Source organism: Streptomyces sp. NPDC058239 (assembly GCF_042882185.1).
Classification (GTDB): Bacteria; Actinomycetota; Actinomycetes; order Streptomycetales; family Streptomycetaceae; genus Streptomyces.
In genome coordinates this window covers 42,472-65,875 of record NZ_JBHVWS010000033.1, presented here as the reverse complement: position 1 = coordinate 65,875, position 23,404 = coordinate 42,472, and the positions used below count along the sequence as shown (strand labels likewise).

At 70.2% G+C, this 23,404-nt stretch carries 28 protein-coding genes; 18 read left to right on the top strand and 10 right to left on the bottom strand.

Translation table 11 applies throughout. From position 1 onward, the window contains the following. Nucleotides 1-75: 75 nt before the first annotated feature. Together mshD and ACFVYE_RS29500 are read right to left on the bottom strand one after the other, a co-directional pair. On the bottom strand, nt 76-999 hold the full coding sequence (mshD, locus tag ACFVYE_RS29505; protein ID WP_383959855.1) for a mycothiol synthase: 924 nt from the start codon (nt 997-999) through the stop codon (nt 76-78). A gap of 127 nt (nt 1,000-1,126) precedes the next feature. Then, nucleotides 1,127-1,276, bottom strand: coding sequence for a hypothetical protein (locus tag ACFVYE_RS29500; RefSeq protein WP_389607698.1), 150 nt, complete (start codon nt 1,274-1,276; stop codon nt 1,127-1,129). Nucleotides 1,277-1,393: 117 nt separating this feature from the next. On the opposite strand from ACFVYE_RS29500, the gene ACFVYE_RS29495 reads away from it, so the two are divergent. The 3 genes from ACFVYE_RS29495 to ACFVYE_RS29485 all read left to right on the top strand — a co-directional run bounded on the left by ACFVYE_RS29495 (nt 1,394) and on the right by ACFVYE_RS29485 (nt 4,981). After that, entirely contained in the window at nt 1,394-1,810 is a 417-nt protein-coding gene (locus ACFVYE_RS29495; protein ID WP_383959859.1) for a hypothetical protein, read from the top strand. 272 nt (nt 1,811-2,082) lie between these two features. Further along, complete coding sequence (locus ACFVYE_RS29490) at nt 2,083-3,918, top strand: bifunctional metallophosphatase/5'-nucleotidase (protein WP_383959861.1); 1,836 nt, start codon at nt 2,083-2,085, stop codon at nt 3,916-3,918. 169 nt (nt 3,919-4,087) lie between these two features. After that, a complete protein-coding gene (locus ACFVYE_RS29485; RefSeq protein ID WP_383959862.1) occupies nt 4,088-4,981 on the top strand; it encodes a phosphatidylinositol-specific phospholipase C in 894 nt (297 codons plus the stop codon). Between the two features lie 28 nt (nt 4,982-5,009). Here the strand turns inward: ACFVYE_RS29485 and ACFVYE_RS29480 are convergent, their stop codons facing one another. From ACFVYE_RS29480 to ACFVYE_RS29455, 6 genes are all read right to left on the bottom strand, one after another. Then, on the bottom strand, nt 5,010-6,440 hold the full coding sequence (locus ACFVYE_RS29480) for a sensor histidine kinase (RefSeq protein ID WP_389607697.1): 1,431 nt from the start codon (nt 6,438-6,440) through the stop codon (nt 5,010-5,012). Next, the gene (locus ACFVYE_RS29475) at nt 6,437-7,168 is read right to left on the bottom strand and encodes a response regulator transcription factor (RefSeq protein WP_389607696.1); all 732 of its coding nucleotides are present in this window, start codon (nt 7,166-7,168) and stop codon (nt 6,437-6,439) included. The genes ACFVYE_RS29480 and ACFVYE_RS29475 overlap by 4 nt, the downstream gene beginning before the upstream one ends. Before the next feature lie 60 nt (nt 7,169-7,228). After that, nucleotides 7,229-7,417 carry a hypothetical protein gene (locus tag ACFVYE_RS29470; RefSeq protein WP_389607695.1) on the bottom strand — a complete coding sequence of 63 codons (189 nt, stop codon included), beginning with the start codon at nt 7,415-7,417 and terminating at the stop codon, nt 7,229-7,231. Nucleotides 7,418-7,427: 10 nt separating this feature from the next. Next, nucleotides 7,428-8,558 (bottom strand): S1C family serine protease, encoded by a 1,131-nt coding sequence (locus ACFVYE_RS29465; RefSeq protein ID WP_383959870.1) that lies wholly within the window; start codon nt 8,556-8,558, stop codon nt 7,428-7,430. A gap of 184 nt (nt 8,559-8,742) precedes the next feature. Continuing rightward, nucleotides 8,743-9,786: a LacI family DNA-binding transcriptional regulator gene (locus tag ACFVYE_RS29460; protein ID WP_383959872.1), complete on the bottom strand. Its 1,044-nt coding sequence runs from the start codon at nt 9,784-9,786 to the stop codon at nt 8,743-8,745. 24 nt (nt 9,787-9,810) lie between these two features. Then, complete coding sequence (locus ACFVYE_RS29455; protein ID WP_383959874.1) at nt 9,811-10,614, bottom strand: response regulator transcription factor; 804 nt, start codon at nt 10,612-10,614, stop codon at nt 9,811-9,813. Between the two features lie 314 nt (nt 10,615-10,928). Between ACFVYE_RS29455 and ACFVYE_RS29450 the strand changes: the two genes are divergently transcribed. The 8 genes from ACFVYE_RS29450 (at nt 10,929) to ACFVYE_RS29415 (ending at nt 16,474) form a co-directional block, all read left to right on the top strand. Further along, nucleotides 10,929-11,825 (top strand): alpha/beta hydrolase family protein, encoded by an 897-nt coding sequence (locus tag ACFVYE_RS29450; RefSeq protein WP_383959876.1) that lies wholly within the window; start codon nt 10,929-10,931, stop codon nt 11,823-11,825. 41 nt (nt 11,826-11,866) lie between these two features. Beyond that, nucleotides 11,867-12,121: a MoaD/ThiS family protein gene (locus tag ACFVYE_RS29445; RefSeq protein ID WP_093899708.1), complete on the top strand. Its 255-nt coding sequence runs from the start codon at nt 11,867-11,869 to the stop codon at nt 12,119-12,121. 10 nt (nt 12,122-12,131) lie between these two features. Then, a complete protein-coding gene (locus tag ACFVYE_RS29440) occupies nt 12,132-13,541 on the top strand; it encodes a hypothetical protein (protein WP_389607694.1) in 1,410 nt (469 codons plus the stop codon). 134 nt (nt 13,542-13,675) lie between these two features. Then, nucleotides 13,676-14,365 carry a DUF2993 domain-containing protein gene (locus tag ACFVYE_RS29435; RefSeq protein ID WP_383959880.1) on the top strand — a complete coding sequence of 230 codons (690 nt, stop codon included), beginning with the start codon at nt 13,676-13,678 and terminating at the stop codon, nt 14,363-14,365. A gap of 210 nt (nt 14,366-14,575) precedes the next feature. After that, nucleotides 14,576-14,683: a putative leader peptide gene (locus ACFVYE_RS29430; protein WP_350983699.1), complete on the top strand. Its 108-nt coding sequence runs from the start codon at nt 14,576-14,578 to the stop codon at nt 14,681-14,683. Between the two features lie 158 nt (nt 14,684-14,841). Next, entirely contained in the window at nt 14,842-15,687 is an 846-nt protein-coding gene (locus tag ACFVYE_RS29425; protein ID WP_389607693.1) for a sulfurtransferase, read from the top strand. Nucleotides 15,688-15,737: 50 nt separating this feature from the next. Then, complete coding sequence (locus tag ACFVYE_RS29420) at nt 15,738-16,025, top strand: DUF1416 domain-containing protein (protein WP_018490348.1); 288 nt, start codon at nt 15,738-15,740, stop codon at nt 16,023-16,025. 191 nt (nt 16,026-16,216) lie between these two features. After that, nucleotides 16,217-16,474: a DUF3099 domain-containing protein gene (locus ACFVYE_RS29415; protein ID WP_383959884.1), complete on the top strand. Its 258-nt coding sequence runs from the start codon at nt 16,217-16,219 to the stop codon at nt 16,472-16,474. Nucleotides 16,475-16,494: 20 nt separating this feature from the next. Here ACFVYE_RS29415 and ACFVYE_RS29410 read toward each other — a convergent pair whose 3' ends face one another. Then, nucleotides 16,495-16,857 carry a DsrE family protein gene (locus tag ACFVYE_RS29410; RefSeq protein WP_383959886.1) on the bottom strand — a complete coding sequence of 121 codons (363 nt, stop codon included), beginning with the start codon at nt 16,855-16,857 and terminating at the stop codon, nt 16,495-16,497. A gap of 106 nt (nt 16,858-16,963) precedes the next feature. On the opposite strand from ACFVYE_RS29410, the gene ACFVYE_RS29405 reads away from it, so the two are divergent. The 6 genes from ACFVYE_RS29405 to ACFVYE_RS29380 all read left to right on the top strand — a co-directional run bounded on the left by ACFVYE_RS29405 (nt 16,964) and on the right by ACFVYE_RS29380 (nt 22,130). Next, nucleotides 16,964-17,938, top strand: coding sequence for a hypothetical protein (locus ACFVYE_RS29405; protein ID WP_389607692.1), 975 nt, complete (start codon nt 16,964-16,966; stop codon nt 17,936-17,938). After that, nucleotides 17,935-18,771 (top strand): hypothetical protein, encoded by an 837-nt coding sequence (locus ACFVYE_RS29400; RefSeq protein ID WP_383959889.1) that lies wholly within the window; start codon nt 17,935-17,937, stop codon nt 18,769-18,771. The genes ACFVYE_RS29405 and ACFVYE_RS29400 overlap by 4 nt, the downstream gene beginning before the upstream one ends. Further along, nucleotides 18,768-19,658 carry a hypothetical protein gene (locus ACFVYE_RS29395; RefSeq protein WP_389607691.1) on the top strand — a complete coding sequence of 297 codons (891 nt, stop codon included), beginning with the start codon at nt 18,768-18,770 and terminating at the stop codon, nt 19,656-19,658. The genes ACFVYE_RS29400 and ACFVYE_RS29395 overlap by 4 nt, the downstream gene beginning before the upstream one ends. Nucleotides 19,659-19,990: 332 nt before the next feature. Beyond that, a complete protein-coding gene (locus tag ACFVYE_RS29390) occupies nt 19,991-20,563 on the top strand; it encodes an FABP family protein (RefSeq protein ID WP_383959893.1) in 573 nt (190 codons plus the stop codon). A 71-nt stretch (nt 20,564-20,634) separates the two neighbouring features. Next, nucleotides 20,635-21,105 (top strand): Fur family transcriptional regulator, encoded by a 471-nt coding sequence (locus ACFVYE_RS29385; protein ID WP_189279682.1) that lies wholly within the window; start codon nt 20,635-20,637, stop codon nt 21,103-21,105. A 59-nt stretch (nt 21,106-21,164) separates the two neighbouring features. Then, nucleotides 21,165-22,130 carry a YgfZ/GcvT domain-containing protein gene (locus ACFVYE_RS29380; RefSeq protein ID WP_383959895.1) on the top strand — a complete coding sequence of 322 codons (966 nt, stop codon included), beginning with the start codon at nt 21,165-21,167 and terminating at the stop codon, nt 22,128-22,130. A gap of 89 nt (nt 22,131-22,219) precedes the next feature. On the opposite strand, the gene dtd is transcribed toward ACFVYE_RS29380, so the two are convergent. After that, nucleotides 22,220-22,669, bottom strand: a complete 450-nt coding sequence (dtd, locus tag ACFVYE_RS29375; protein WP_389607690.1) for a D-aminoacyl-tRNA deacylase — start codon at nt 22,667-22,669, stop codon at nt 22,220-22,222. Nucleotides 22,670-22,786: 117 nt separating this feature from the next. Between dtd and ACFVYE_RS29370 the strand changes: the two genes are divergently transcribed. Next, nucleotides 22,787-23,401 (top strand): ABC transporter substrate-binding protein, encoded by a 615-nt coding sequence (locus ACFVYE_RS29370; protein WP_383959899.1) that lies wholly within the window; start codon nt 22,787-22,789, stop codon nt 23,399-23,401. The last annotated feature ends 3 nt before the right edge of the window (nt 23,402-23,404 follow it).

Genomic DNA, 23,404 nt, shown 5'->3' with positions numbered 1-23,404 from the left:
TAATTAACTAGTGGAAGGGTGGCGTAAGGAAGGGGCGACGTCAAGCGACGCCGCCCCCGGGCGAGTTGTGGCTGCTCAGGACTCCGTGCGGTACATCAGGTCCACCTCGTGCGTCGCGAAGCCCATCCGCTCGTAGACGGTCAGGGCCGCCTTGTTGTCCGCGTCGACGTAGAGCATCGCGGTCGGCAGCCCCTCGGCGGCCAGGTGGCGCAGCCCGATCGCGGTGAGCGCCTTGCCGAGCCCGCCGCCCTGCGCGTCGGGCCGGATGCCGACGACGTACACCTCGCCGAGGTGGTCATCGGCGTGCACCTTCGTCCAGTGGAAGCCGATCAGCTCGCCGTCGCGCTCGGCCAGGAAGAAGCCCTTCGGGTCGAACCAGGGCTCCGCCTTGCGGTCGTCCAGGTCGCGCTGGGTCAGCGAACCCTGTTCGGGGTGGTGGGCGAAGGCGGCGCGGTTCACCGCGAGCCAGGCGGCGTCGTCCTCGCCGGGCACGAAGGTGCGGACGGTGACGCCGGGCGGCAGCACCGGCTCCGCGATGTCCAGCGGGCTCAGCGGGCGCCGCAGCTGACGCAGTTCGCGGAAGAGGGAGAGGCCGAGGACCTGCGAAAGATGCCGGGCCGCGGACTTCCCGCCGTGCGCCCACACCCGCAGCCGCTTCCCGGTCACGGCGAGCAGCGCCGCACCCAGCGCCCGCCCGTGCCCCTGCCCGCGGTACGCCGGATGTACGACCAGCTCGGCGGCCGGCGCCTCGACGGGGTCGGTGTCCTCCAGCTGCGCATACCCGACCAGGGTCGGCCCACTGGTGAGCAGCAGATGCCGCACCCCCTCACGCCGCCCGCCCCGCAGCTGCAGCCGCCCCTGCTCGGACACGGCCTGCCTGCCGTCGGACCGGGCCGCCTCGGCGAGCAGCTCGGACACGGCTCCGGCCTGTTCGGGGGAGAGCACTTCGAGCGTCTGGATCTCGCGTCCGGGGGCGGGGAGAGGTACGTCAGTCGTCATGTGTACGAGCGTACGGGGGGTGAGTGGGGGTGGGGGCGTTGCGGGGGCGGCGGGCTGTCGAACGGGTGTCGAACAATTTGGGCAACAGCTTGTTGCCCAAATTGTTCGAGTCGCGTTCGAGTCGCCTTCAGTAGTCGTCCGGCGCCCGATTGTCGTGTGCCGTCCAGGGGTGGGCGTTGTGACCGAAGATCGGTGACCAGTAGGTTCGTGCCGTCGCGGTTCGAGTGACGATGCCACTGCGCTCGGGGACGGTGAGCTTGCGGATGACCAGGAACACGGGAGCGAGGCCGGGGCGGGACACCGCTGAGGGGCGGTCCGGGCGCGTCGGGCGAGCCGGGCTGTGCGCGGGGGCGCTGCGACGGCGTTCTTCGCAGTTGTGGCCGCCGTCGGGCGGATGATCGAGATCGCGCCGCCGTGGTGGGTCCTGGCGCCCGTCGCCGTACTGGTGGCGGTGCTCGCGGGCCGGGCCGGTGCGCGGCTGGGCCGCGAGGACGGCATGCGGGCGGAGGCTCTGGAGCCCGGGGAGAGCGTGATCGGCACGTACACGGTCCGTCCGCCGTACGCGGACCACAGCCCGCCCTCGCCCTACGAAAGCCCGCAGTACCAACTGCGCTCGACCACGCGCGGGATGCAGATGTGGGAGCGTGCCGTCCTGCTGTGGAACCACCCGTGGCCGGAGCTGCGCGTCGTAGCCGACGGCCCGCGACTGCGCGTCCACCACGAGGACCGTGAGGCCGGTGTGATGCTGCTTGAGCGTGCCGGGGCCGTGCAAGAGGTGGTGGCCACCGGCAGGCGGTACGGCGCCGGGTGATTCGCCGTCACCCGTCCGTGGCAGCGGGTGCGACTGTCGGCGAGGCGCGCCGGCGCACGCGCTTCCGGCAGGCATGCATGCCGTGATGTTTCTGCCTGTATACGTACGCCATACGGGTGATGCGCGGTGGTTGGCCCCGATACCGACCGCATGGCAACCAGTTCGTAACCCCGAACACCTGTCGCGCTACGCGCGTTGACTCTAGGCTGCGGCACGAAGTCTCCAGACTCGTCACCACTCTCAGACCTCCCGCTGAACTCACAAGGGGACCGATGTCAGCGACACCGCAGAAGAACCGTGCGTCCCGGCGGATGCTCGCCGCCGCGGCCGGGCTCGCCACCGTCGGCGCGCTCGTCGCCGCGATGCCGGCGGGCGCCCAGGACCGCGGCCATGGGCACGGGCACCACAAGCCGGCCCGTACCGTCGACGTACAGCTGCTGTCCTTCAACGACCTGCACGGAAACCTGGAGCCGCCGGCCGGCTCGGCGGGCACGGTCACCGAGACGCAGGCCGACGGCACCACCAAGGCGATTCCGGCCGGTGGCGTCGAGTACCTCGCGTCCTCGCTGCGCACCGCGCGCAAGGGGCACCCGTACTCGATCACCGCGGCCGGTGGCGACATGGTGGGCGCGAGCCCCCTGCTCTCCGGTCTCTTCCACGACGAGCCGACCATCGAGGCGCTCAACAAGATCGACCTCGATGTGACGGCCGTCGGCAACCACGAGTTCGACGAGGGCGCCACCGAGCTGGCCCGCCTGCAGAACGGCGGCTGCCACCCGGTCGAGGGGTGCTACGACAAGGACAAGAAGTTCGAGGGCGCCGACTTCCCCTACCTCGCCGCCAATGTGACGAGCGAGAAGACCGGGAAGCCGATCCTCAAGCCGTACACGGTGTGGAAGAAGAACGGCGTCAAGATCGGCTTCATCGGGGTGACCCTGGAGGGCACGCCGAACATCGTCACGGCCAACGGCGTCAAGGGCCTGAAGTTCCACGACGAGATCGAGACGGTCAACAAGTACGCCAAGGAGCTGGACCGGCAGGGCGTCAAGTCCATCGTCGCGCTGATCCACGAGGGCGGGGCGCCCGCCTCCACCTCGTACAACTACGACTGCGACAGCTCCGGCGCCGGTGACGGCATCTCCGGGCCGATCACCGACATCGCCAAGGGCATCACGCCCAAGGTCGACGCGCTGGTCACAGGCCACACCCACCAGGCGTACGTCTGCACGATCCCCGACCCGGCGGGCAACCCGCGCATGGTCACCTCGGCGTCGTCGTTCGGCAAGCTCTACACCGACACGACCCTCACCTACGACCGCCGCACCAAGGACATCGTCCGTACGTCGGTGAAGTCGGCCGGAGCCTCGAACCCGAAGTCGGCGAACCACATCGTCAGCCGGGACCAGCGCAGGGCCAGGGACATGACGGACCTGATCGCCCGCTGGAACGCCCTCGCGGCGCCCATCGCGAACAAGCCGCAGGGCTACATCACCGCCGACATCAACGGACGCGGCTCCACGGCCCCCGAGAAGCCGCTCGGCAACCTGATCGCGGACGCCCAGCTGGAGGGCCTGGCCCCGGCGGACAAGGGCGGGGCGGTCGTCGCCTTCATGAACCCGGGCGGTATCCGGGCGGACCTGGTGTACAAGTCGACCGGCAGTGAGGGCGACGGGGTGGTGACGTACGGGGAGTCGTTCACCGTGCAGCCCTTCACCAACATGATGAACGTCGTCGACCTGACCGGCGCGCAGCTGATCACCGCGCTCCAGCAGCAGGTCAGCGGCTCCAACGAGGCCAGCCCGAAGATCCTTCAGGTGTCCAAGGGCCTCACGTACACCCTGGACATGACGAAGACGGGTGCGGCCCGTGTGGTCACCGACACCATCAAGCTGAACGGTGCGGCGATCGACCCGGCCAAGACGTACCGCGTCGCGATGAACGAGTTCCTGGCAGGCGGCGGCGACGGCTTCGCGGCACTCGGCCAGGGCGCCAACAAGCTGGTCGGCGCGTCCGACCTGGACCTGTTCAACGCCTACCTGGCGGCCCACTCCACGGCCGCCGCGCCGCTGGCCCCGCCGGCGACGGACCGGATCACGGTCATCCAGTAACTCCCGTACGCGGGTGAGAGGGGCGGTGGGCCGGCGGGCCCACCGCCCCGCTGCGCGTTCGCCACCTTCGAGGCGGTACCTCGCCCGCCGGGCCGCCCTGTTCCAGTAGTGACGTGCACCCGTCATAATCCCAGGGCTGACCCCCCACGGCAGACGGAGGCACCCCCGCATGAGCCCGTACACCGCTACCCGCCGGAACTTCCTCACCGGCGCCCTCGCCGCCACCGCCACCGCCCTCGTGGGCGCGGCACCCGCCACCGCGGTGTCCCGGCAAGTCCTCACCACCCAGGACTGGATGGGCGCCATCCCCGACGCCACCGCGCTGCAACGCCTCACGATCCCCGGATCGCACGACTCCGGCGCCCGCTACGGCGGCCCCTGGACCGAGTGCCAGAACACCACGATCGCCGAGCAGCTGAACAGCGGGCTGCGCTTCCTCGACGTACGGTGCCGGGTCACCGGTGACTCCTTCGCGATCCATCACGGCGCCTCGTACCAGAACCTGATGTTCGGCGATGTGCTCGGCGCCTGCTGGGACTTCCTGGCCGAGCGGCCCACCGAGACCGTGCTGATGCGGGTCAAGCAGGAGTACTCCGAGGAGGGCGACGCGGAGTTCCGGCGGATCTTCGACCTCTACCTCGACAGCAAGGGGTGGCGGCCGCTGTTCCGCATCGACCCGGCGCTGCCCTCGCTGGGCGAGGCACGGGGCAAGGTCGTGCTGCTCGCCGACAACGGCGGGCTGCCCGGTGTCCGCTACGCCGATTCCGCGCTCTTCGACATCCAGGACGACTACATGGCGGAGCCGTTCGCCAAGTACCCCAAGATCGAGGCCCAGTTCCGCAAGGCCGCCCAGCAGCCCGGGAAGCTGTACATGAACTACGTCAGCACCGCGGCCCTGATGCCCCCGCGCTGGAACGCGGACCGCCTCAACCCCCAGGTCCAGTCGTTCCTCGACGGCTCCGAGGCGGCCGGCTGGACCGGGCTGGGCATCGTCCCGCTGGACTTCCCCGCCACCCGGTCCGGCCTGGTGGAATCGCTGATCCGGCACAACCCGGGGGCCTGAGCGCTCCCGGCGGCCCGGGCGGCGGGCCTCACGGCCGTGGCGGTTCCGGCGGCGGCTGCGGTGCCCCCGGCAGTCTGATCGACGCCACCGTGCCGTCGCCGTCCGCCGGGCGCAGGGTGACCTCGCCGCCCGACTGCTGGACCGTGCGGGCGACGATCGACAGGCCCAGGCCCGAACCGGGGAGCTGGCGGGCGGACGGGGAGCGCCAGAAGCGTTCGAAGACGTGCGGGAGTTCCTCGGCGGGGATGCCGGGACCGTGGTCCCGTACCGTCAGTTCGCCGTCGCGCAGTGCGACCTCGATCGTGCCGCGGGGCGGGCTGAACTTGACGGCGTTGTCCAGGACGTTGACCACCGCCCGCTCCAGCCCGGCCGGCTCGGCCCGTACGTACCAAGGCGTCAGGTCCGCCCTGATCGTCAGCTCGGGGCCGCGCAGGCGGGCGCGTTCCAGGGCCGTGTCCGCGATGTCGTGCAGAGCGACGACCTGGAGCGGGCCGGGGTCCGCCGCGTCGGGGCGGGCCAGTTCCTGGAGGTCGCCGATGAGCGAGGCCAGCTCGGTCATCTGAGCCTTGACCGATTTCATCAGGGCCCTGCGGTCGTCCGGCGGGATGGCCCGGCCGGTGTCGTCGCTGCGGGCGAGGAGTTCGATGTTGGTACGGAGGGACGTCAGCGGCGTCCGCAGTTCGTGGCCGGCGTCCGCGATCAGCTGGGCCTGACGGTCGCGGGAGCTGGCGAGGGAAGCGGTCATCGAGTTGAAGGAGCGGGACAGCCGGGCGATCTCGTCCTCGCCCTCGGCCGGGATGCGGACGGTGAGGTCCTCGGTGCGGGCGACATGCTCGACCGCCTCGGTGAGCTCGTCGACGGGGCGCAGGCCGGTGCGGGCGACCCAGAGACCGGCCGCGCCGGCTCCGATCGCGCCGATGCCGGAGACGACCAGGAGGACCCAGGCGAGGGTGGAGAGCGGCTTGTCGATCTCGCTCATCGGGCGGGCGATGGACACGGCGATGTTGCCCGTCGTGCCACCGGGAGTGGGAGCGGTCTGCAGCAGCGGGTAGGTGTAGACGCGCATCCTCGTCCCGTTCTCGGCCCTCGCCGAGTGCAGGGCGTAGGGCTGCTGCCCTTCGGCCACTGCGATGTCGGCGGGGCTCACAGGGAGCGCCGAATTCTTGCGGGCGATGCACACCGTGCCCTGGGAGTCGACGAGCTGAACGGTGTATCCGGTGAACGGCGGGGGCGGCAGCGGGGTGGTGCCCCGGCAGTAGGAGTACAGGTCTGCCAGGTAGTTCCTGTCGACCTTGGAACTTCGCAGCGTGTTGTCCATCTGCTGGTCCAGCTGCGCCTTCGTCACGAACCAGCAGGCCGCAGCCACTGCCGCCACCGCGACCGCCACCGCCGTCGCCACCAGCAGCGCGAGCCGGGAGCGCAACGGCAGGGCGCGGAGCCGGTGCAGGGTCTCGGTCATCCGTCACCGCCGCCGGACCGGAGCGCGTAACCGACCCCCCGCACCGTGTGCACGAGCCGCGGTTCGCCGCCCGCCTCCGTCTTGCGGCGCAGGTACATCACGTACACGTCCAGGGAGTTGGAGCTCGGTTCGAAGTCGAAGCCCCACACCGCCTTGAGGATCTGCTCGCGGGTCAGCACCTGCCGTGGGTGGGCCAGGAACATCTCCAGCAGGGTGAACTCCGTACGGGTCAGCTCGACCCGGCGTGTGCCCCGGGTGACCTCGCGGGTGGCGAGGTTCATCCGCAGATCGGCGAAGTCCAGCACATCGTCGTCCAGGACGCCGCCGCCCGCCGCGGCCGCGTACGAGCTGCGGCGCAGCAGGGCCCGGATGCGGGCGAAGAGCTCGTCCAGTTCGAACGGCTTGACCAGGTAGTCGTCGGCGCCCGCGTCGAGACCGGTGACCCGGTCGCCGACGGTGTCGCGGGCGGTGAGCATCAGGATGGGTGTGGTGGTGCCTGCGGCGCGAAGCCTGCGGGCCGCTGTCAGTCCGTCCATCCGCGGCATCTGGATGTCGAGGACGATGAGGTCGGGGGCGTACGACTCGGCCCTGGCGAGGGCGTCGAGGCCGTCGACGGCGACCTCCGTGCCGTACCCCTCGAACGCGAGACTGCGCTGCAGTGCCTCACGCACGGCGGGCTCGTCGTCGACGATCAGGATGCGTTGCGGATCGTCTTCGGCGGGGCTCATCGCTCGTTGTCCTCTTCTCGTTCCGGGCTGCCGGGGCGGGCCGCGGGGCCTGCCGTGCTCTCAGCCTCGCACGGCCGCGGCACGTCGTCGCGCGGCCCGGCGCTTGCGGCCCGCGGCGGTACGGACCTCCGGGGCGCGCCGGGGCCCGGAGGTACGGCGCGCGGCCGGTTCCGTGGCGAATTCCGCTGCGAGGGCAAGGGGCAGGGCCAGGCCGGCCGGGCCGGTGGGGGTGTGCGTGGGGTGGTGCATGGCTGCCTCCTCAGGAGCTGTTGCCGGCCCGCAGGGTGTCGAGGTCGGCCTTGAGCGTGTTCACCGGGATCGCGAAGCCGAGGCCCACACTGCCCGCGCCGGCGCTGCTGGATCCGTCGGACGAACTCGCCGAATACATCGCGGAGTTGATGCCGATGATCTCGCCGTTCATATTGATGAGCGCGCCACCGGAGTTACCGGGGTTGAGCGAGGCGTCGGTCTGGATGGCCTTGTACGTGGTGGTGGAGTTGCCGGTGTCGCCGTTGAACTGCCGGCCGCCGAACTCGAACGGCCACTGCTCGCCGCCGCCCTGCCCGCCCTGTGCCTGGTCCTGGCCGCCGGAGTCCTCCTTGGCGACCGTGACATCGCGGTCGAGGGCGGAGACGATGCCGCTGGTGACGGTGCCGGTGAGGCCTTCCGGCGAGCCGATCGCGACGACCTGGTCGCCGACCGAGACCGCCGAGGAGTCGCCCAGCGTGGCCGTCTTCAGCCCGCTCGCACCCTGGAGCTTGATGAGCGCGAGGTCCTTGTCGGCATCGGTGCCGACGACCTTCGCGTTGTACGTCTTGCCCGTGCTGAGCGTCACCTTGATCGACGAGGCGCCGGAGATGACGTGGTTGTTGGTGACGACCTCGCCGTCGGAGGTGATGACCACGCCGGAGCCGGTGGACTCGCCCGCGGTCGAGGTCGCGTTGATCTCGACGATCATCGGCGAGACGGCCTGGGCGACACCGGCGACGGTGCCCTTGCTGCTCTGCGAGACGGTGGTGCCGGGGACGACGCCGCTGCCCGTGCTGTTCGTGTCGTTGCCGATGAGCTGGCCGACGACGGTGGCGGTACCGCCACCGACGACCGCCGCCGCGATCGCCACGGCCGCCAGGAGGGCCACCGGCCGCCGGGCCCGGCGCCGGGACGAGGCAGGCTCGGGAGCGGGCTGCGGGAGGTCGGAGCCGTAACCGCCGTCCCCGCCTTGGCCGTGCCCGTCGGCGCCGCCGCCCAGGCCGGGCCACACGGTGGTTCCCGGGCCCGCCGCGATCGGCTGCGCGGGCTGGTAGGACGGCGGTGGCGGGTAGGACGCGTCACCGTTGCCGTACGAGGGGTACATCGGGTACTCGCCGCTCGGGCGCTGGCTCTCTGTCATGTCCAAGAGCGTGTCCGGCGAAGATGAGAGAAGCCTGAGCACGCGCTGAGAAGCCCGGCAGAACCTCGTATGCCCCATATAAGGGAGTACTTCCCGCCGGGACTTCCCGCCGGGACTTCCCGCCGGGAAGTCAGGGAGTACGGCCCGGCAGGGACAAGAGGTACGCAGCTACGGCCCGCCGGGCCTATCGCGCCCCGACCGTGGGCTCCCCGCAGCCGCACGACCGCCGCACCACCAGCGCCGACGGGAACTGCTTCAGCCGCTCCCGCCGCGACCCCGACACCCGCAACGAGTCGTCGAGCACCAGGTCCACGGCCGCCCGTGCCATCGCCGGGCGGTCCGAGAAGACCGTCGTCAGCGGCGGATCGGTCAGACCGGCTTCCTTCACGTCGTCGAAGCCCGCCACGGCGAGATCCCCGGGCACATCGATCCGCAGCTCGCGTGCGGCCCGCAGTACACCGATGGCCTGGTCGTCCGTCGAGCAGAAGATCGCCGGCGGCCTGTCCGGACCCGCGAGCAGCTTCAGCGCCACCTGATAGGCGTCGTAACGGTTGTACGGGGCCTGGAAGAGCCGGCCCTCCGTCGAGCGCCCCGACTCGTGCATCGCACGGCGCCAGCCCTCGACGTGGTCGGCGACCGGGTCGCCGACCGCCGGGGTCGACTCCATGCCGCCGAGGCACGCCACGTACTCGTTGCCGTGTTCCAGCAGATGCCGGGTGGCGAGCTGGGCGCCGCCGACGTCGTCCGTGACGACCGCGACGTCGTCGATCGCCTCGGGCCGCTCGTGCAGCAGCACGACCCGCGCGTCCCATGCCTCTATCTCGGCCGCCGCCCGCTCGCTGGGGCCCTGGCTGACCAGGATCAGCCCGGAGACCCGCATGCCGAGAAAGGCCCGCAGATAGTGGACCTCGCGCTCGTCGCGGTAGTCGGAGTTGCCGACGAGCACCATTTTTCCGCGCTCGGCGGCAGCCTGTTCCACCGCGTGCGCCATCTCCGCGAAGAACGGCTGCCGGGCGTCCGGCACGATCATCCCTATGAGGTCGGTCCGCCGCGAGGCCATGGCCTGGGCAACCCGGTCGGGCCGGTAGCCCAGCTCCTTGATCGCGGCGAGTACCCGCTCGCGCGTGGCCGGGGCGACCGGCCTGGGTCCGTTGTTGATGACATAGCTGACGACCGCGGTCGACGTACCCGCCAGTCTCGCCACATCGTCCCGCGTCACCTTGGCCACGCGCGGCAGTCTACGCGGATGGACCTACCGGTTGGCAGGCCGGACCGGGGCTTCTTCGACGACCTCGGCCACCGTCGTCCGCTCCGGACGGATTACGGGTTCGGCGGCCGCCTTCGCCGCGGCCTGCGCCTTGGCCCCCTCGGCGGCACGCTCCACCTTCTCCGGTGCGACGAAGCGGTAGCCGACGTTGCGGACCGTACCGATCAGCGACTCGTGTTCGGGGCCGAGCTTGGCGCGCAGCCGCCGCACATGGACGTCGACCGTCCGAGTACCGCCGAAGTAGTCGTAGCCCCAGACCTCCTGGAGCAGCTGGGCGCGGGTGAAGACCCGGCCCGGGTGCTGTGCCAGATATTTGAGCAGTTCGAATTCCTTGAAGGTCAGGTCCAGAACCCGGCCCTTCAGCTTCGCGCTGTACGTCGCTTCGTCGACCGACAGATCGCCGTTGCGGATCTCCATCGGGGAGTCGTCGGCGCTGATCTGCTGCCGGCCGGTGGCCAGCCGCAGCCGGGCCTCGACCTCGGCCGGGCCCGCCGTGTCCAGCAGCACGTCGTCGATGCCCCAGTCGGCGGTGACGGCCGCGAGACCGCCCTCCGTCACGACGAGGATCAGCGGACAGCCCGGTCCGGTGGACCGCAGCAGCTGGCACAGCGACCGCACCTGCGGCAGATCGCGGCGGCCGTCGATCAGGATGACGTCGGCACCGGGGGTGTCGACGAGAGCGGGGCCTTCGGCCGGCGCCACACGCACGCTGTGCAGCAGGAGACCGAGGGCCGGAAGCACCTCCGTCGACGGTTGAAGGGCATTCGTCAGGAGCAGCAGTGAACTCATCGCCGCCCACCTGCCTGGGTCGTCGGTCGATGATCGTGCACGGTTCGCTCGCCCATTACGTCGGTCCTCCTCGTTCCCTGCGAGAGGGGCACTCCCGGGCTCGGGCCCGGGGGAGTATGCGGCACTTCTTCGTACGTTTCGTGCTGGCTTTCGCACTGCTTGCCGTACGACGTTCGTCATACGGGTTTTACGGGTGCGGTCCCGCGCCCTGGGACCGCTGAGCTTGTGGAAACGTCGCCGTAACAACGCTTGGAAAGCACAAAAGGACCCGGGGGCTGCTTTGCCCGGATCCTCTTCCCAGCAGAATAGCCCACATGAGTTCAGTGTCCGAGGGGCGATTTCGGAGTTCTTCTGTTTCCTTGATCACGCCGGGTCCACTGCGCACCACATTGCGGACCGATGACGGGGTACAAATCGAGGCGGTGTACCAGCCGTGTACGGCAGATGCCGGGACTGCTGCGGAAACATCCTTCGACAGTACTGCGATCGTGGTCGCGCACGGTTTCACCGGATCGGCGGACCGGCCCGCGGTGCGGCGTGCGGCCGGGGTGTTCGCCCGGCGTGCGGCCGTGATCACGTTCTCCTTCCGGGGGCACGGCGGGTCCGGCGGGCGGTCGACGGTGGGCGACCGCGAGGTGCTGGATCTCGCGGCTGCGGTGGAGTGGGCGCGGGCGCTCGGACATCGGCGGATCGTGACCGTCGGGTTTTCGATGGGCGGTTCCGTGGTGCTGCGGCACGGGGCGCTGTATACGGGACGATCAACGGCCGGCGCGGAAGCCGGTGGTGTTGCGGAGCGCGAGGGGCGTATTGAGGCGCGCAACGAGGCGCACGCGGATGCGGTGGTGGCCGTGAGCGCCCCTGCCCGCTGGTACTACCGGGGCACGGCTCCGATGCGCCGCCTGCACTGGGTGGTCACCCGACCCGTCGGCCGGCTGGTCGGCCGCTACGGGTTCCGCACCAGGATCGACCGGAACGACTGGAATCCGGTACCGCTCCCGCCCGTCGAGGCGGCCGGGCTGATCGCCCCGGCCCCGCTGCTGATCGTGCACGGCGACCAGGACCCGTACTTCCCGCTGGACCACCCCCGGATGCTTGCGGACGCGGCGGGCGACGGCGCCGAGCTGTGGCTGGAGCGCGGCATGGGCCATGCCGAGAACGCCGCCGACGAGAGCTTGCTCACCCGCATCGGCGACTGGGCGGTGGCGCGGTGATTCATGATGGACAGCTGATGCGAGACGAGAGGAACGCCGTCATGCCTGCCGGAACGATCCGCTACTGGGCCGCCGCCAAGGCCGCCGCCGGGACCGCGGAGGAGCCGTACACAGCCGCGACCCTCGCCGAGGCACTCGACGCGGTGCGTGAGCGGCACCCCGGTGAGCTCACCCGAGTGCTGCAAAGGTGCTCGTTCCTCATCGACGGTGCCCCCGTGGGAACCCGCAGTCATGAGACCGTACGCCTTGCCGAGGGCGGCACGGTCGAGGTGCTCCCGCCGTTCGCAGGAGGGTGAACCGCAGAACATGAGCAGCAACGATCAGCAGCATCCGTACGGACACGACCCGCGCTACGGGTACGACCCGCTGAACGGCCAGGAGCCGCAGTCTGCGCAGCCGTACGGGGAGCAGGCGTACGGCGACCAGTCCTACGCGGATCAGTCCTACGGCGACCGGTCCTACGGTCAGCAGTCGTACGCGGGCGAGTCCTACGGCGCGCAGTCGTACGGTCAGCAGGCCCCGTACGGAGCCCCGCAACAGGCGCACGGCCCGTACGACCCGAACCAGGCACCCCGGGCGAACCCCGGGCCCGCGTGGCCGGCCGGGCACATGCAGGAGCCCGCCGCGCCTGCTGGACACGGCCCACAGGATCCCGGTGTCACCCAGACCTGGGAGGGCCAGACCTGGGACACCCAGTACCAGCCGACCATTCAGCCTGGTCAGCCCGCCCAGCCGGTGCAGCAGCCCGTTCCGGCCGCCGCCGAGACCGGTTATCCGCCGCCTCATCCGCAGCCGCAGGGTGCCTCCGGTTCCTACCCGCTGCCTCCCGAGGCCCCCGTCGCGCCCGTCGCCGCCGAGCCGGTCCGGGCGGCCGCACCCGCCGACGAGGCTCCGGCCGCCACCGCATCCGCGCACGATGCCGCCGGTTACAGCGCGCCCACCACCCTGGGCAACAGCCGCATCACCGATGCCCAGCGCGCCCGCGCCGAGGGCCGTTCGCCGATCATCGCGCCGGGTATGCAGCCCGCCGCGATCACCGCGGGACTCGGGCTGCTGCTCGCCCTCGGCGCCGCGATCGGGCCGTACGCCCTGGTCGTACCCCTGGTGCTGCTTCAGGCCGTGACCGCGGCCGGCTGGTTCCGGCTCAACGGCATGTGGCCGGCCCGGCAGGGCATCGCGCTCGCGTTCGCCGGCGGCTTCGTGGCCGACATCGCACTGCTCGCCGCGGGCCGCGAGAACGGACCGGCCGCAATCCTCGGCACCCTCGGCATCTGGGTGCTGCTCACCGTGGTCCTCCAACTGCGCAGTCACGCGAGCGCCGACGAGCGGATGCAGGGGCTGATGGCCACCGTCGCGTCGGCCGCCCTCTCCGTCCTGGCCGCAGGACATCTCGCGGCGGTTCCGGACGCGGTGACGGTGGGCGGGGTGGCCGTCGCGGTCGCCGTGCTCGTCCGCGCACTGCCGCTGCCCGGACCTGCCTCGGTCGTGGTGGCGCTGCTCGCTGCCGCGGGCGCCGGTGCGGCGGCGGGGGCGTTCACCGACTTCGGTACGAAGGGTGCGCTGCTCGGCCTCACGGCGGGCGGTTGCGCACTGATCGGACTGCGGGTGGCGAGCTACGACTACCCGTCACGGTTCGTCCACATGACGGCCGGTGTGGCACTGCCGCTCACCGCCGCGGCCCCCGCCGTCTATCTGATCGGCCGCGCGATCTCGTAGCGCGGAACGGTATCGCCCCCCCGGGAACCGAAGGGGGGTGACCGCTCGTCGATCACCCCGGGCGCGCTGTGCATCCATAGTGGACGCGCGGGCGCCAGGGGTCCGGCCGGATTCAGGGTGGGGGAAGAGCGGGCATGCGTGCACTGCGAATACTGCTGGTGACAGTGGTGGTTCTGGGCGGGATCTTCGTCGCCGTCGACCGGGCGGCGGTGTATTTCGCCGAGTCGGAGGTCGAGGGGCGGGTCCAGGTCACCGGCGCCACGATCGGCTCGACGGACGTCTCCATCAAGGGATTCCCGTTCCTGACGCAGGTCGCCGGAGACCAGCTCGACGAGGTCGACGTCGAGATCACCGGCATCGAGACCGACGCCAACGGCCGCAAGATCCGGATCAGCCGGATGAACGCCGCGCTGCACGAGGTGAAGCTCGCCGACGGCTACTCCAGCGCCACCGCTGCCCGGGCCACCGGCACCGCCGTCATCTCGTACGAGGACCTGACCAAGGCCGCCAGCGACGGCGTCGTCGTCGAGTACGGCGGCAACGGCAAGGTGAAGGTGACCGGCACGGTCGATGTCCTCGGCAGCCCGCTCTCGCGCAGTGTGCTCTCCACCGTCACTCTGGTCGACGGCCACACGATCAAGGTGCACGCGGACAAGGTGCCGGGCGAGGGCATCCCGGGGCTGGAGGGTCTGGTGCGCGAGAAGACCGACTTCGAGCGGGAGGTCGGCGGTCTGCCCAGCGGTCTGAAGCTGCAGAAGATCCAGCCGACCGCCGACGGCCTGGAGATCTCGGTGACGGGCACGGACATACAGCTCGCCGGATAGGACCGATCGGCGAACGGGGCTTCAACAACCCTGCGCACCCACATATTGAGACGACTGCGTCCGATCCGCAGATGACCGACGGGCGCCGACGGCGAGGGACCGGCGCGGGGGAAGCCGGTAGGCCATTCGTGTCTCGCATCATGGGCGATCGCGTCTCATGATGCGACACGGCGGTGACATGCCCGCCCGCACCTCCCTACGATCGGTCCCATGCAGTGCTCTATTGGCGGTCTCCCACAGCGGGGACGGGCGGATCTCACGAAGCGGCGGGCAGTGGACCTGTGCCGCGTCGCCGCCATGCTCTGTCGCACTGTCTGAGCGGGAGCCTTCGGCACCCCGCATTCCCCGGCCCTTCGACCGCTGTCAGGGCCCATCCCGATTGCCTGTGCACGTGCGCCGCACCCTGTGCCGCCGTACATCCGCATCACGCACCGTCTCGCACCATCTCGCCGCAGACTGCCCCGGAGGAGAACAGAATGAGCCGCAGTGACGTCCTGGTAGACGCCGACTGGGTCGAGGCCCACCTCGACGACCCGAAGATTGCTCTCGTCGAGGTCGACGAGGACACCTCGGCGTACGAGAAGAACCACATCAAGAACGCGATCCGGATCGACTGGACCAAGGACCTCCAGGACCCGGTCCGCCGTGACTTCATCGACCAGGCAGGTTTCGAGAAGCTGCTGTCCGAGAAGGGCATCGGCAACGACACCACTGTCGTCCTGTACGGCGGCAACAACAACTGGTTCGCGTCCTACGCGTTCTGGTACTTCAAGCTCTACGGTCACCAGGACGTCCGCCTGCTCGACGGCGGCCGCAAGAAGTGGGAGCTCGACTCCCGCGACCTGGTGGACGGCGACCGGATCCCGTCGCGCCCGGCCACCGAGTACAAGGCCCAGCCGCAGGACGAGTCGATCCGCGCCTACCGCGACGACGTCGTGAAGGCGATCGGCAGCCAGAACCTGGTCGACGTGCGTTCGCCCGACGAGTTCAGCGGCAAGCTGCTCGCCCCGGCGCACCTCCCGCAGGAGCAGTCCCAGCGCCCCGGCCACGTGCCGACCGCCCGCAACATCCCGTGGTCGAAGAACGCCAACGACGACGGCACCTTCAAGTCGGACGACGAGCTCAAGGCCCTCTACGAGGACGAGCAGGTCGACCTGGCGAAGGACACCATCGCGTACTGCCGTATCGGCGAGCGCTCCGCGCTCACCTGGTTCGTGCTGCACCAGCTGCTCGGCCAGGAGAACGTCAAGAACTACGACGGTTCGTGGACCGAGTACGGCTCCCTCGTGGGTGTGCCGATCGAGCTCGGCGCCAACAAGTAACTCCGCACGACCCGGACCAGCACGACCCCCGACCAGAAGGACAGAACACCATGTGTGGAGCAAAGGCCGGCGGCCCCGACGCTTCGACCATCAAGCCCGGTGAGACCACCATCCAGGGCAGCGTGACCCGTGACGGCGAACCCGTCACCGGTTACGTGCGCCTGCTGGACTCGACCGGCGAGTTCACCGCAGAGGTCCCGACCTCGGCGACCGGACAGTTCCGGTTCTACGCGGCCGAGGGCACGTGGACGCTGCGCGCCCTCGTCCCGGGCGGCAGCGCCGACCGCACGGTCGTGGCGCAGACCGGTGGCCTCTCCGAGGTCGCGATCGCCGTCTAGTTCCGAACGCGGCCTCGTGCCGCTTCGCGGACTCCGAGCCGCCGCGCCGGACTGTGTCCGTCGGACCGGCCCGGGGCTCCCGCGACGCCTTACCGGCCGAAGGGCCGTACCCCGGGGGTTGGACGCCTTCCGAAGTGGGGTACGGCCCTTCGTGCCGTTCGCGTGGGCGGAAACGGGCCTACGCTTGAGTCATGTACGCCCGACGCCGTCGCGGCTATTTCCTCATGATGGGCGGCTGCATCGTCCTCTTCGTGTCGGCCTGGTCCTTTGTCAGGCTGTGGTCGATGCCCGCCGCGATAGCGATGTGCGTGGTCGCCATGGTCATCCCGCCCGTCGCGGCCATGGTCGCCAACCGCCGGGGTCCGGAGGACCGCTGGTGGGACGACCCGTCGGGCGACCCGAAGTCCGACGAGTGGTGGGACGAGCTCGACGGCAAGAAGCGTCAGTAGCGGGTACGGCGCGGGGCGCGTCAGTAGACGAGGGCCTGGACGCCCTCGGCCATGATCTCGCTGACGAAGACCTGGGCGCCGGCGATCCGTACGCCCTTCAGGACGTCCTGCTCGGTGATGTCGCGACGGGCCGCGCACTGCGTGCACAGGGTGATCTGCCCGCCCGCCTGGATCGACTCGATCAGATCCGGCAGCGGCGCGGCATGCGGAAGTTCGAACTCCGCGGCGCGCCCCGGCAGAGCGAACCATGAGGATTCACCGGTCAGCCAGAGCGAGACCTCCACGCCGCTGGCGACGGCGACCGCGGCCACCGTGAACGCCTGTGAGCAGCGCTCGGCTGAGTCGGCACCGGCAGTCACCTTGATCACGAGCTTCTTCGGCATATGCCGAACTGTAATCGTCGGGCGGGCAACCTCATCTCCTCGGTGGCAGTCAGGTGTGTGCGCGGATAACGGAATCAGCGCCTCTGGTCTCGTGGGGGGACCCCAATTGGAACCGAAAGACACCATTTCTGACGGGCAGGCCGGGACGCTCGCCGGGGAAGAGGCACCGGCCGGCGCCGCAGAGCCACCCGAGCCGGTGGCCGAGCCCGCGGTCGAGTCCGGGCCGGTGACCGTGCCTGCGGCCGGGCCCGAGTCCGGGCCCGAGTCCGGGCCCGAGTCCGGGCCCGAGTCCGGGCCCGAGTCCGCGCCCGAGTTCGCACCCGCCCCTGTGGCCGCAGCGCCCGTCGCGAGGCGCCCGCGCGGGCGTACGGCTCTGCTGATCGCCGCTGCCGCGGTGCTCGGTATCGCCGGCGGCACCGCCGTGGGCTACGACGTGCAGGCCGGACGGGCCCCGACACCGCTGCCCGCCCTGTCGCAGCCCGATCTGGCCTACCCGGCGAAGGCGCTGCCCCCGGGCAAGGTCCCCGACCCGCTGCCCGCGTCACAGGACCGTCGGGTCGGGACGGACGGCGACCTGCGCAAGCTGATCGCCGACAGGCCCGCGGGCTGGAGCGACGACAAGCAGGCGCTGGGCCTCAGCGACGGATGGGTGGACGTGGACGAGTACGCCCTCTCCTTCAAGGACAAGGGACCCATGTACGAGTACTTCCTGGAGTCCGACATCCGCCGGATCGCGAGCGCCAACTGGAAGCGCGGGCAGTACCGCACCGCCGAGACGAATCTCGTGCAGTTCGGCTCGGGAACCGTCCAGGGGGCCCAGGACTTCGCGGAGGGCCAGCTTTCGTACATGTCCGGAACCGAGAACGGTGCGGGCAACGACGGTGATCCGCTCAAGGGCAGCGGCAACGGCCGCTACTACCTCTACGAGGTCGACCGGAAGCCGGGCTATCTGCCGTCCTACCACGCCAGGGCCACCGTGTACCGCGGCGACATCATGGCCGACATCCACATCTACGACACCGTACCGATCAGCAAGAAGGACATCCGGACGCTGGCCGAGCGACAGCTGGAGCGCCTGTGAACGACGTGACCACGCAGGTGACCACGCCGGACGAGAGCGCCGACGCTCCCGGTACCGCCGCCCCGCTTCCCCCGGCCGCCTCCGGCCGGGCACGCCGGGTGATCCTCACGGCGCTTCCCGTCGTGCTGGTGATCGCCGCGGTCGGCGGTGCGGCTGCGTACACCAGGAGCACGGTGGACAACGCCGACCGCAGCGTCAGGACCGGCCTCTGGCAGGAGCCCGCGCACAAGCCCGGCAAGGACCCGGCCGGCGATGTGGCCCGGGGCCGGGCCTCCACCGAGCTCAGCAAGCTGCTGCTGCCGGTCCCGACCGGCTACCGGCTCGGCCCCGACATGGGGGAGATGGGCAACGACAGCGAGCAGAGCGGCAAGAAGGCGGCCGCCGCGGTGAAGGAGAACGCCCACGGTCTCGCGGGCAAGGAGCGCCGGGCCTACGAGAAGCGGGTCGACAAGCTCCGTATCGAGGGCACCGCCGTCCGTTCCTATACATCGGACGGCAACGACCTGCTGGTGAAAACACAGATCATGCGGATGAAGGACAAGAAGGCGGTCCGCAACCTCTACGACGTCAGGTCGGATCTCTTCGAGACCATCGGCATCTTCCGCCAGGGGCCGAAGATCCAGGGGCACACGAGGAACGCCAAGTGCTTCCTCCTGCGCAAGGACAGCGAAGGCGGCGAGGACTCCATCGTGTCCATGGAGTGCATGGCGTACGACGGCGAGCTGAGCATCAGTGTCTCGGCATCCGGCACCGTGCCCTTCGACCGGGCGGCCGTCGCCGAATTGCTGAAGGACCAGCTCAACCACATCACGTCTCCGGGGGAGTACGTATGACCGAGCAGACGACGGAAACGCCCGCCGCGCCCGTGCCCGCCGAGGCCACCCCCGTACCGCAGGCGCCCGAGCCTCCGTCGGCCCCGCCGCGGGTGCCAGAGCCTTCGTCGGCCCCGCCGCCGGTGCCCGAGCCGCCCCGGCGCGTCCTGCGGGCTGTCGCCCGGTGGACCGTCGCCGCCCTGGTCCTCGGGGGTCTCGGCGCCGGTACGGCCTTCGGCATCACCTCGATGGAGCGCACCGACGTGCCCGGTCTGGCCACCGAGAGCGACGGCCGCTGGGACTACCCCGAGCTGGGACTGCCCGCGCTGTCGGCCGGTTCGCCCCGCCCGTTCAGCGACGGCAATGTCGCCGAGATCCACTACGCCGACCTGCGGCGTCTGCTGCTGCCCGCCCCGGCCGGAGCAACCGTGGACAAAAAGCTCGACGGAGGCTGGGTGAGCACGGAGCAGTACCTCTCCGAGTATGTGAAGGGCGAGCGCTCCGACATCACACAGATACTGAAGGACTCCGCTCCGCGGCACGTCGCGGCCCGCGGCTGGACCATGCCGGACGGCACGTCGACCCGGATCTATCTCGTCCAGTTCAACTCGACGGCCTTCGCCCAGTACTTCATGGACTCGGTCTCCGGCAGCGGATCCGGGGTGCCGCTCGTCGGGGCGCCCGAGACGGTTCTCGACGAAGGCTGGAGCGGTGGCGGCAAGGTGGAGGGCACCGCGTCGTACGCGTACGACGAGGCGAAGCCGTACGGCGAGGCGCAGGTCCGCCAGGGTTACCTGGTCGCCGGCGACACGCTCGCCCTCGTCGTCCAGTCCCGCAAGGGCGAGGAGGGCACTCGGAGCGTTCCGTTCCGCCAGACGCTGATCCTGCAGAACCAGCTGCTGGGCTGACCTGCCTCTCGGCGATCCCCGGGCAAACCCCGAACCGACGGGCCGGGCCCCAACCCATTAGGCTGGGGCCCGGCCCCGTATTGCTGCCATACCGCTCGTTCCAAGGAGCTCCCGTGCTTGAGGCATTCTTCTCCGCCCTGCTGGTCCTGGTCTGCGTCGGCGTTATCGCCTTCGCCGGCGTGACCGTGAAGAAGCTGTACCAGGGTCAGCGCTGACCCTCGCTGCCCTCGCCTCCGTCCGCGCCGGTACCCCCGTCACGAACGTGACACTCGTGCCCGATGTGTCACGTCCGCAGTCACCCGCCCCCACCTCACAGATCGTCTGAGCCGCTCATGATCGAGATCCCGTCCGACCTCCACCCGGACCTCGTCCCGCTGGCCTTCCTCCTCGGCAACTGGGCGGGCGCCGGTGTCTCCGACTTCCCCGGCGCCGAGCAGTGCAACTTCGGCCAGGAAGTCTCCTTCAGCCACGACGGCCGGGACTTCCTGGAGTACGTCTCGCACACCTGGGTGCTCGACTCCGAGGGCAAGAAGGTCAAGCCGCTGGAGTCCGAGTCCGGCTACTGGCGCATCGACAAGGACCGCAAGGTCGAGGTCGTCATGGTCCGCGACCAGGGCGTCATAGAGATCTGGTACGGCGAGCTGGCCGACCAGAAGCCGCAGATCGACCTGGTCACCGACGCGGTGGCCCGGACCGCGGCCTCCGGCCCGTACAGCGGCGGCAAGCGTCTCTACGGCTATGTGAAGAGCGACCTGATGTGGGTCGGCGAGAAGGCCACCCCCGAGGTGGAGCTGCGCCCGTACATGTCGGCGCATCTGAAGAAGACCGTCACCCCGGAAGAGGTCGAGGCGATGGCGAAGGGCCTCGGCGACCTGCCGGACGACGGCATCGCCTTCTTCAAGTAGTCCGGCCCGTTCACGGGTTTCCCCTCGTACAAAGCTGCGGGCAGGTGCTCACCCGGTCCTACACTGGGCCTGTGGTGAGCACCGACTGGAAGACCGATCTCCGGCAGCGCGGCTATCGTCTGACGCCGCAGCGGCAGCTTGTCCTGGAAGCCGTCGACACGCTGGAACACGCGACGCCCGACGACATCCTCTCCGAGGTGCGCAGGACCGCGTCCGGGGTGAACATCTCCACCGTCTACCGGACGCTGGAGCTCCTGGAGGAGCTGGAGCTGGTCAGCCACGCCCATCTGGGCCACGGGGCACCGACGTACCATCTGGCCGACCGCCACCACCACATCCATCTGGTCTGCCGCGACTGTACGAACGTCATCGAGGCCGATGTCGATGTCGTCGCCGAGTTCACCGCAAAGCTGCAGGGCACCTTCGGTTTCGAGACGGACATGAAGCACTTCGCGATCTTCGGCCGCTGCGCCGACTGCACGGCGAAGGCGGCGTCCGAGGGTGCGGCCCGGACGGCCGACGCGGCCGATCCCAAGCCCTAGGCCCCTCCGGCCGACCGGCAGCCGGAGGGCGGCCTTAAATCGCGTCGTACGCTGGTCGCATGAAGAGCCCCCTGCTGTCCCTGCCCGGCGCCGTCCCCGCCGAAGGCCGCGACGAAGGCGTCGCCGCGCACTACGGTGACCTGTTCCGCGAGCAGCGCGCCCTCGCCGGCGGCTCCGGCCTCGTCGACCTCTCGCACCGCGCCGTCGTCACCGTCACCGGCAGCGACCGGCTGGCCTGGCTGCATCTCCTGCTCACCCAGCATGTCAGCGAACTCGCCCCGGGACAGGCCACCGAGGCCCTGATCCTCACCGCGAACGGGCACATCGAGCACGCCCTCTATCTCGTCGACGACGGCGAGACCGTGTGGATGCATGCCGAACCGGGAACGCAGGGCGACCTCGTCGCCTATCTGGAATCCATGAAATTCTTCTACCGGGTCGAAGTCGCCGACCGCACCGAGGACTTCGCCGTGGTGTACCTGCCGGCCGGCTCCATCGCGGAGGTCCCGGACGGCGTGACGGTACGGGAGACGGCGTACGGCCGGGATCTGTTCCTGCCCCGCGCCGACCTGGAGAAGTACGCGGCCGGGCACGGCCCCGTGGCCGGCATCCTGGCGTACGAGGCGCTGCGCGTCGAGGCGCACCGTCCGCGCCTCGGCTTCGAGACCGACCACCGCACCATCCCGCACGAGCTGGGCTGGATCGGCACCGCCGTCCACCTCCAGAAGGGCTGCTACCGCGGTCAGGAGACCGTGGCCCGGGTGCAGAACCTGGGCAAGCCGCCGCGGCGGCTGGTCTTCCTGCACCTCGACGGCAGCGAGGTCGTCCTGCCCGGGCACGGCACACCGGTACGGCTCGCCGCGGACGGCGCCGAAGGCCGTCAGCTGGGCTTCATCACCACGTCCGCCCGCCACCACGAGCTGGGACCGATCGCGCTGGCGCTGGTCAAGCGGAACGTCGCGGTGGACGCGGAGCTGCTCGCAGGGGACACGGCCGCAGCCCAGGAGACGGTCGTGGAGCCGTAACTGTGCGTAGATTCTCTACGCGCGACCGTCTGCACCGACTGGTCGACCTGGTTCAGACCTGACACGGACCTGACCGGGATCCGGCCCGGTCAGACCTCGATGATGACGGTGAACGGGCCATGGTTCGTGAGCGAGACCCGCATGTCCGCCCCGAACCGGCCCGTCTCCACCTGCGCCCCCAGTGCCCGCAGCTGTGCCACCACCTCGTCGACCAGCGGTTCGGCGATCTCGCCGGGTGCCGCGGCGTTCCAGGTGGGCCTGCGCCCCTTCCGGGCGTCCCCGTAGAGAGTGAACTGCGAAATCACCAGAAGTGGTGCATTCACATCGGAGCAGGACTTCTCGCCCTCCAGGATGCGGACCGACCAGAGCTTGCGGGCGAGCTGTGCCGCCTTCTCCGCGGTGTCCCCGTGGGTGACTCCCACCAGCACACACAGCCCCTCGCCGACGATTTCGCCGACCACCTCGGGCCCGCCCGACGCGCCCGTGCCCTCGGACACCGTGACGCTCGCACCATCCACCCTCTGTACCACTGCACGCATACAGACCAACCTATCTTGGGCTGAACGGGTACAGAGCATCCACAGAGGCCCCATGGGAGTGGCACCATGCTCGGAAGGCGGTGTGCCGACGCACCGGTCGAGGGGATGGACAACAGCATGAGTACCCATGGAACCGGGCAGTCCCCCGGTGCCGTGCCGGGCGCGCGCACCGGCACCAGTACCAGCACCAGCACCATGCGCCCACCCGTGCAGCGAACCGGTCACGGTCCCGTGGACGGCCCGTCCGCGGAACCGCAGCCCGAGCTGGACGGCCTGCGACTGCCGGAGCTGCGCACCCTGCGCCGCGAATCGCAGCGCGACGAGGCCGACCTCAGCTATGTGCGGCGGCTGGTCCAGGGGCGGATCGACATCCTGCGGGCCGAGCTGGCCCGAAGGCTGGATCCGGAGACACCCGTGGTGGACCGGCTCTCGGAGATCCTCGCCGACACCCCGTCCCGGCACCGCTCCTCCGCCAGGCATGTCACGCTCACCACACCGCGCAGCGACGAGTACCGCCGGCTGGCGGCCGAGACGCTCGCCGAGGTCGAACTCTCCGACCTCGACGCCCGTACGGACGAAGAGCTGCACGCCGCGATGGGGCGCCTGGTCCGCTACGAACAGCAGGTCTCCCGACGCCGTCACCAGCTGCAACGGACCGCTGACGATTGCAGTGCGGAGATCGCCCGCAGGTACCGTGATGGTGAAGCACAAGTAGACGACCTGCTCGCCTGAAGC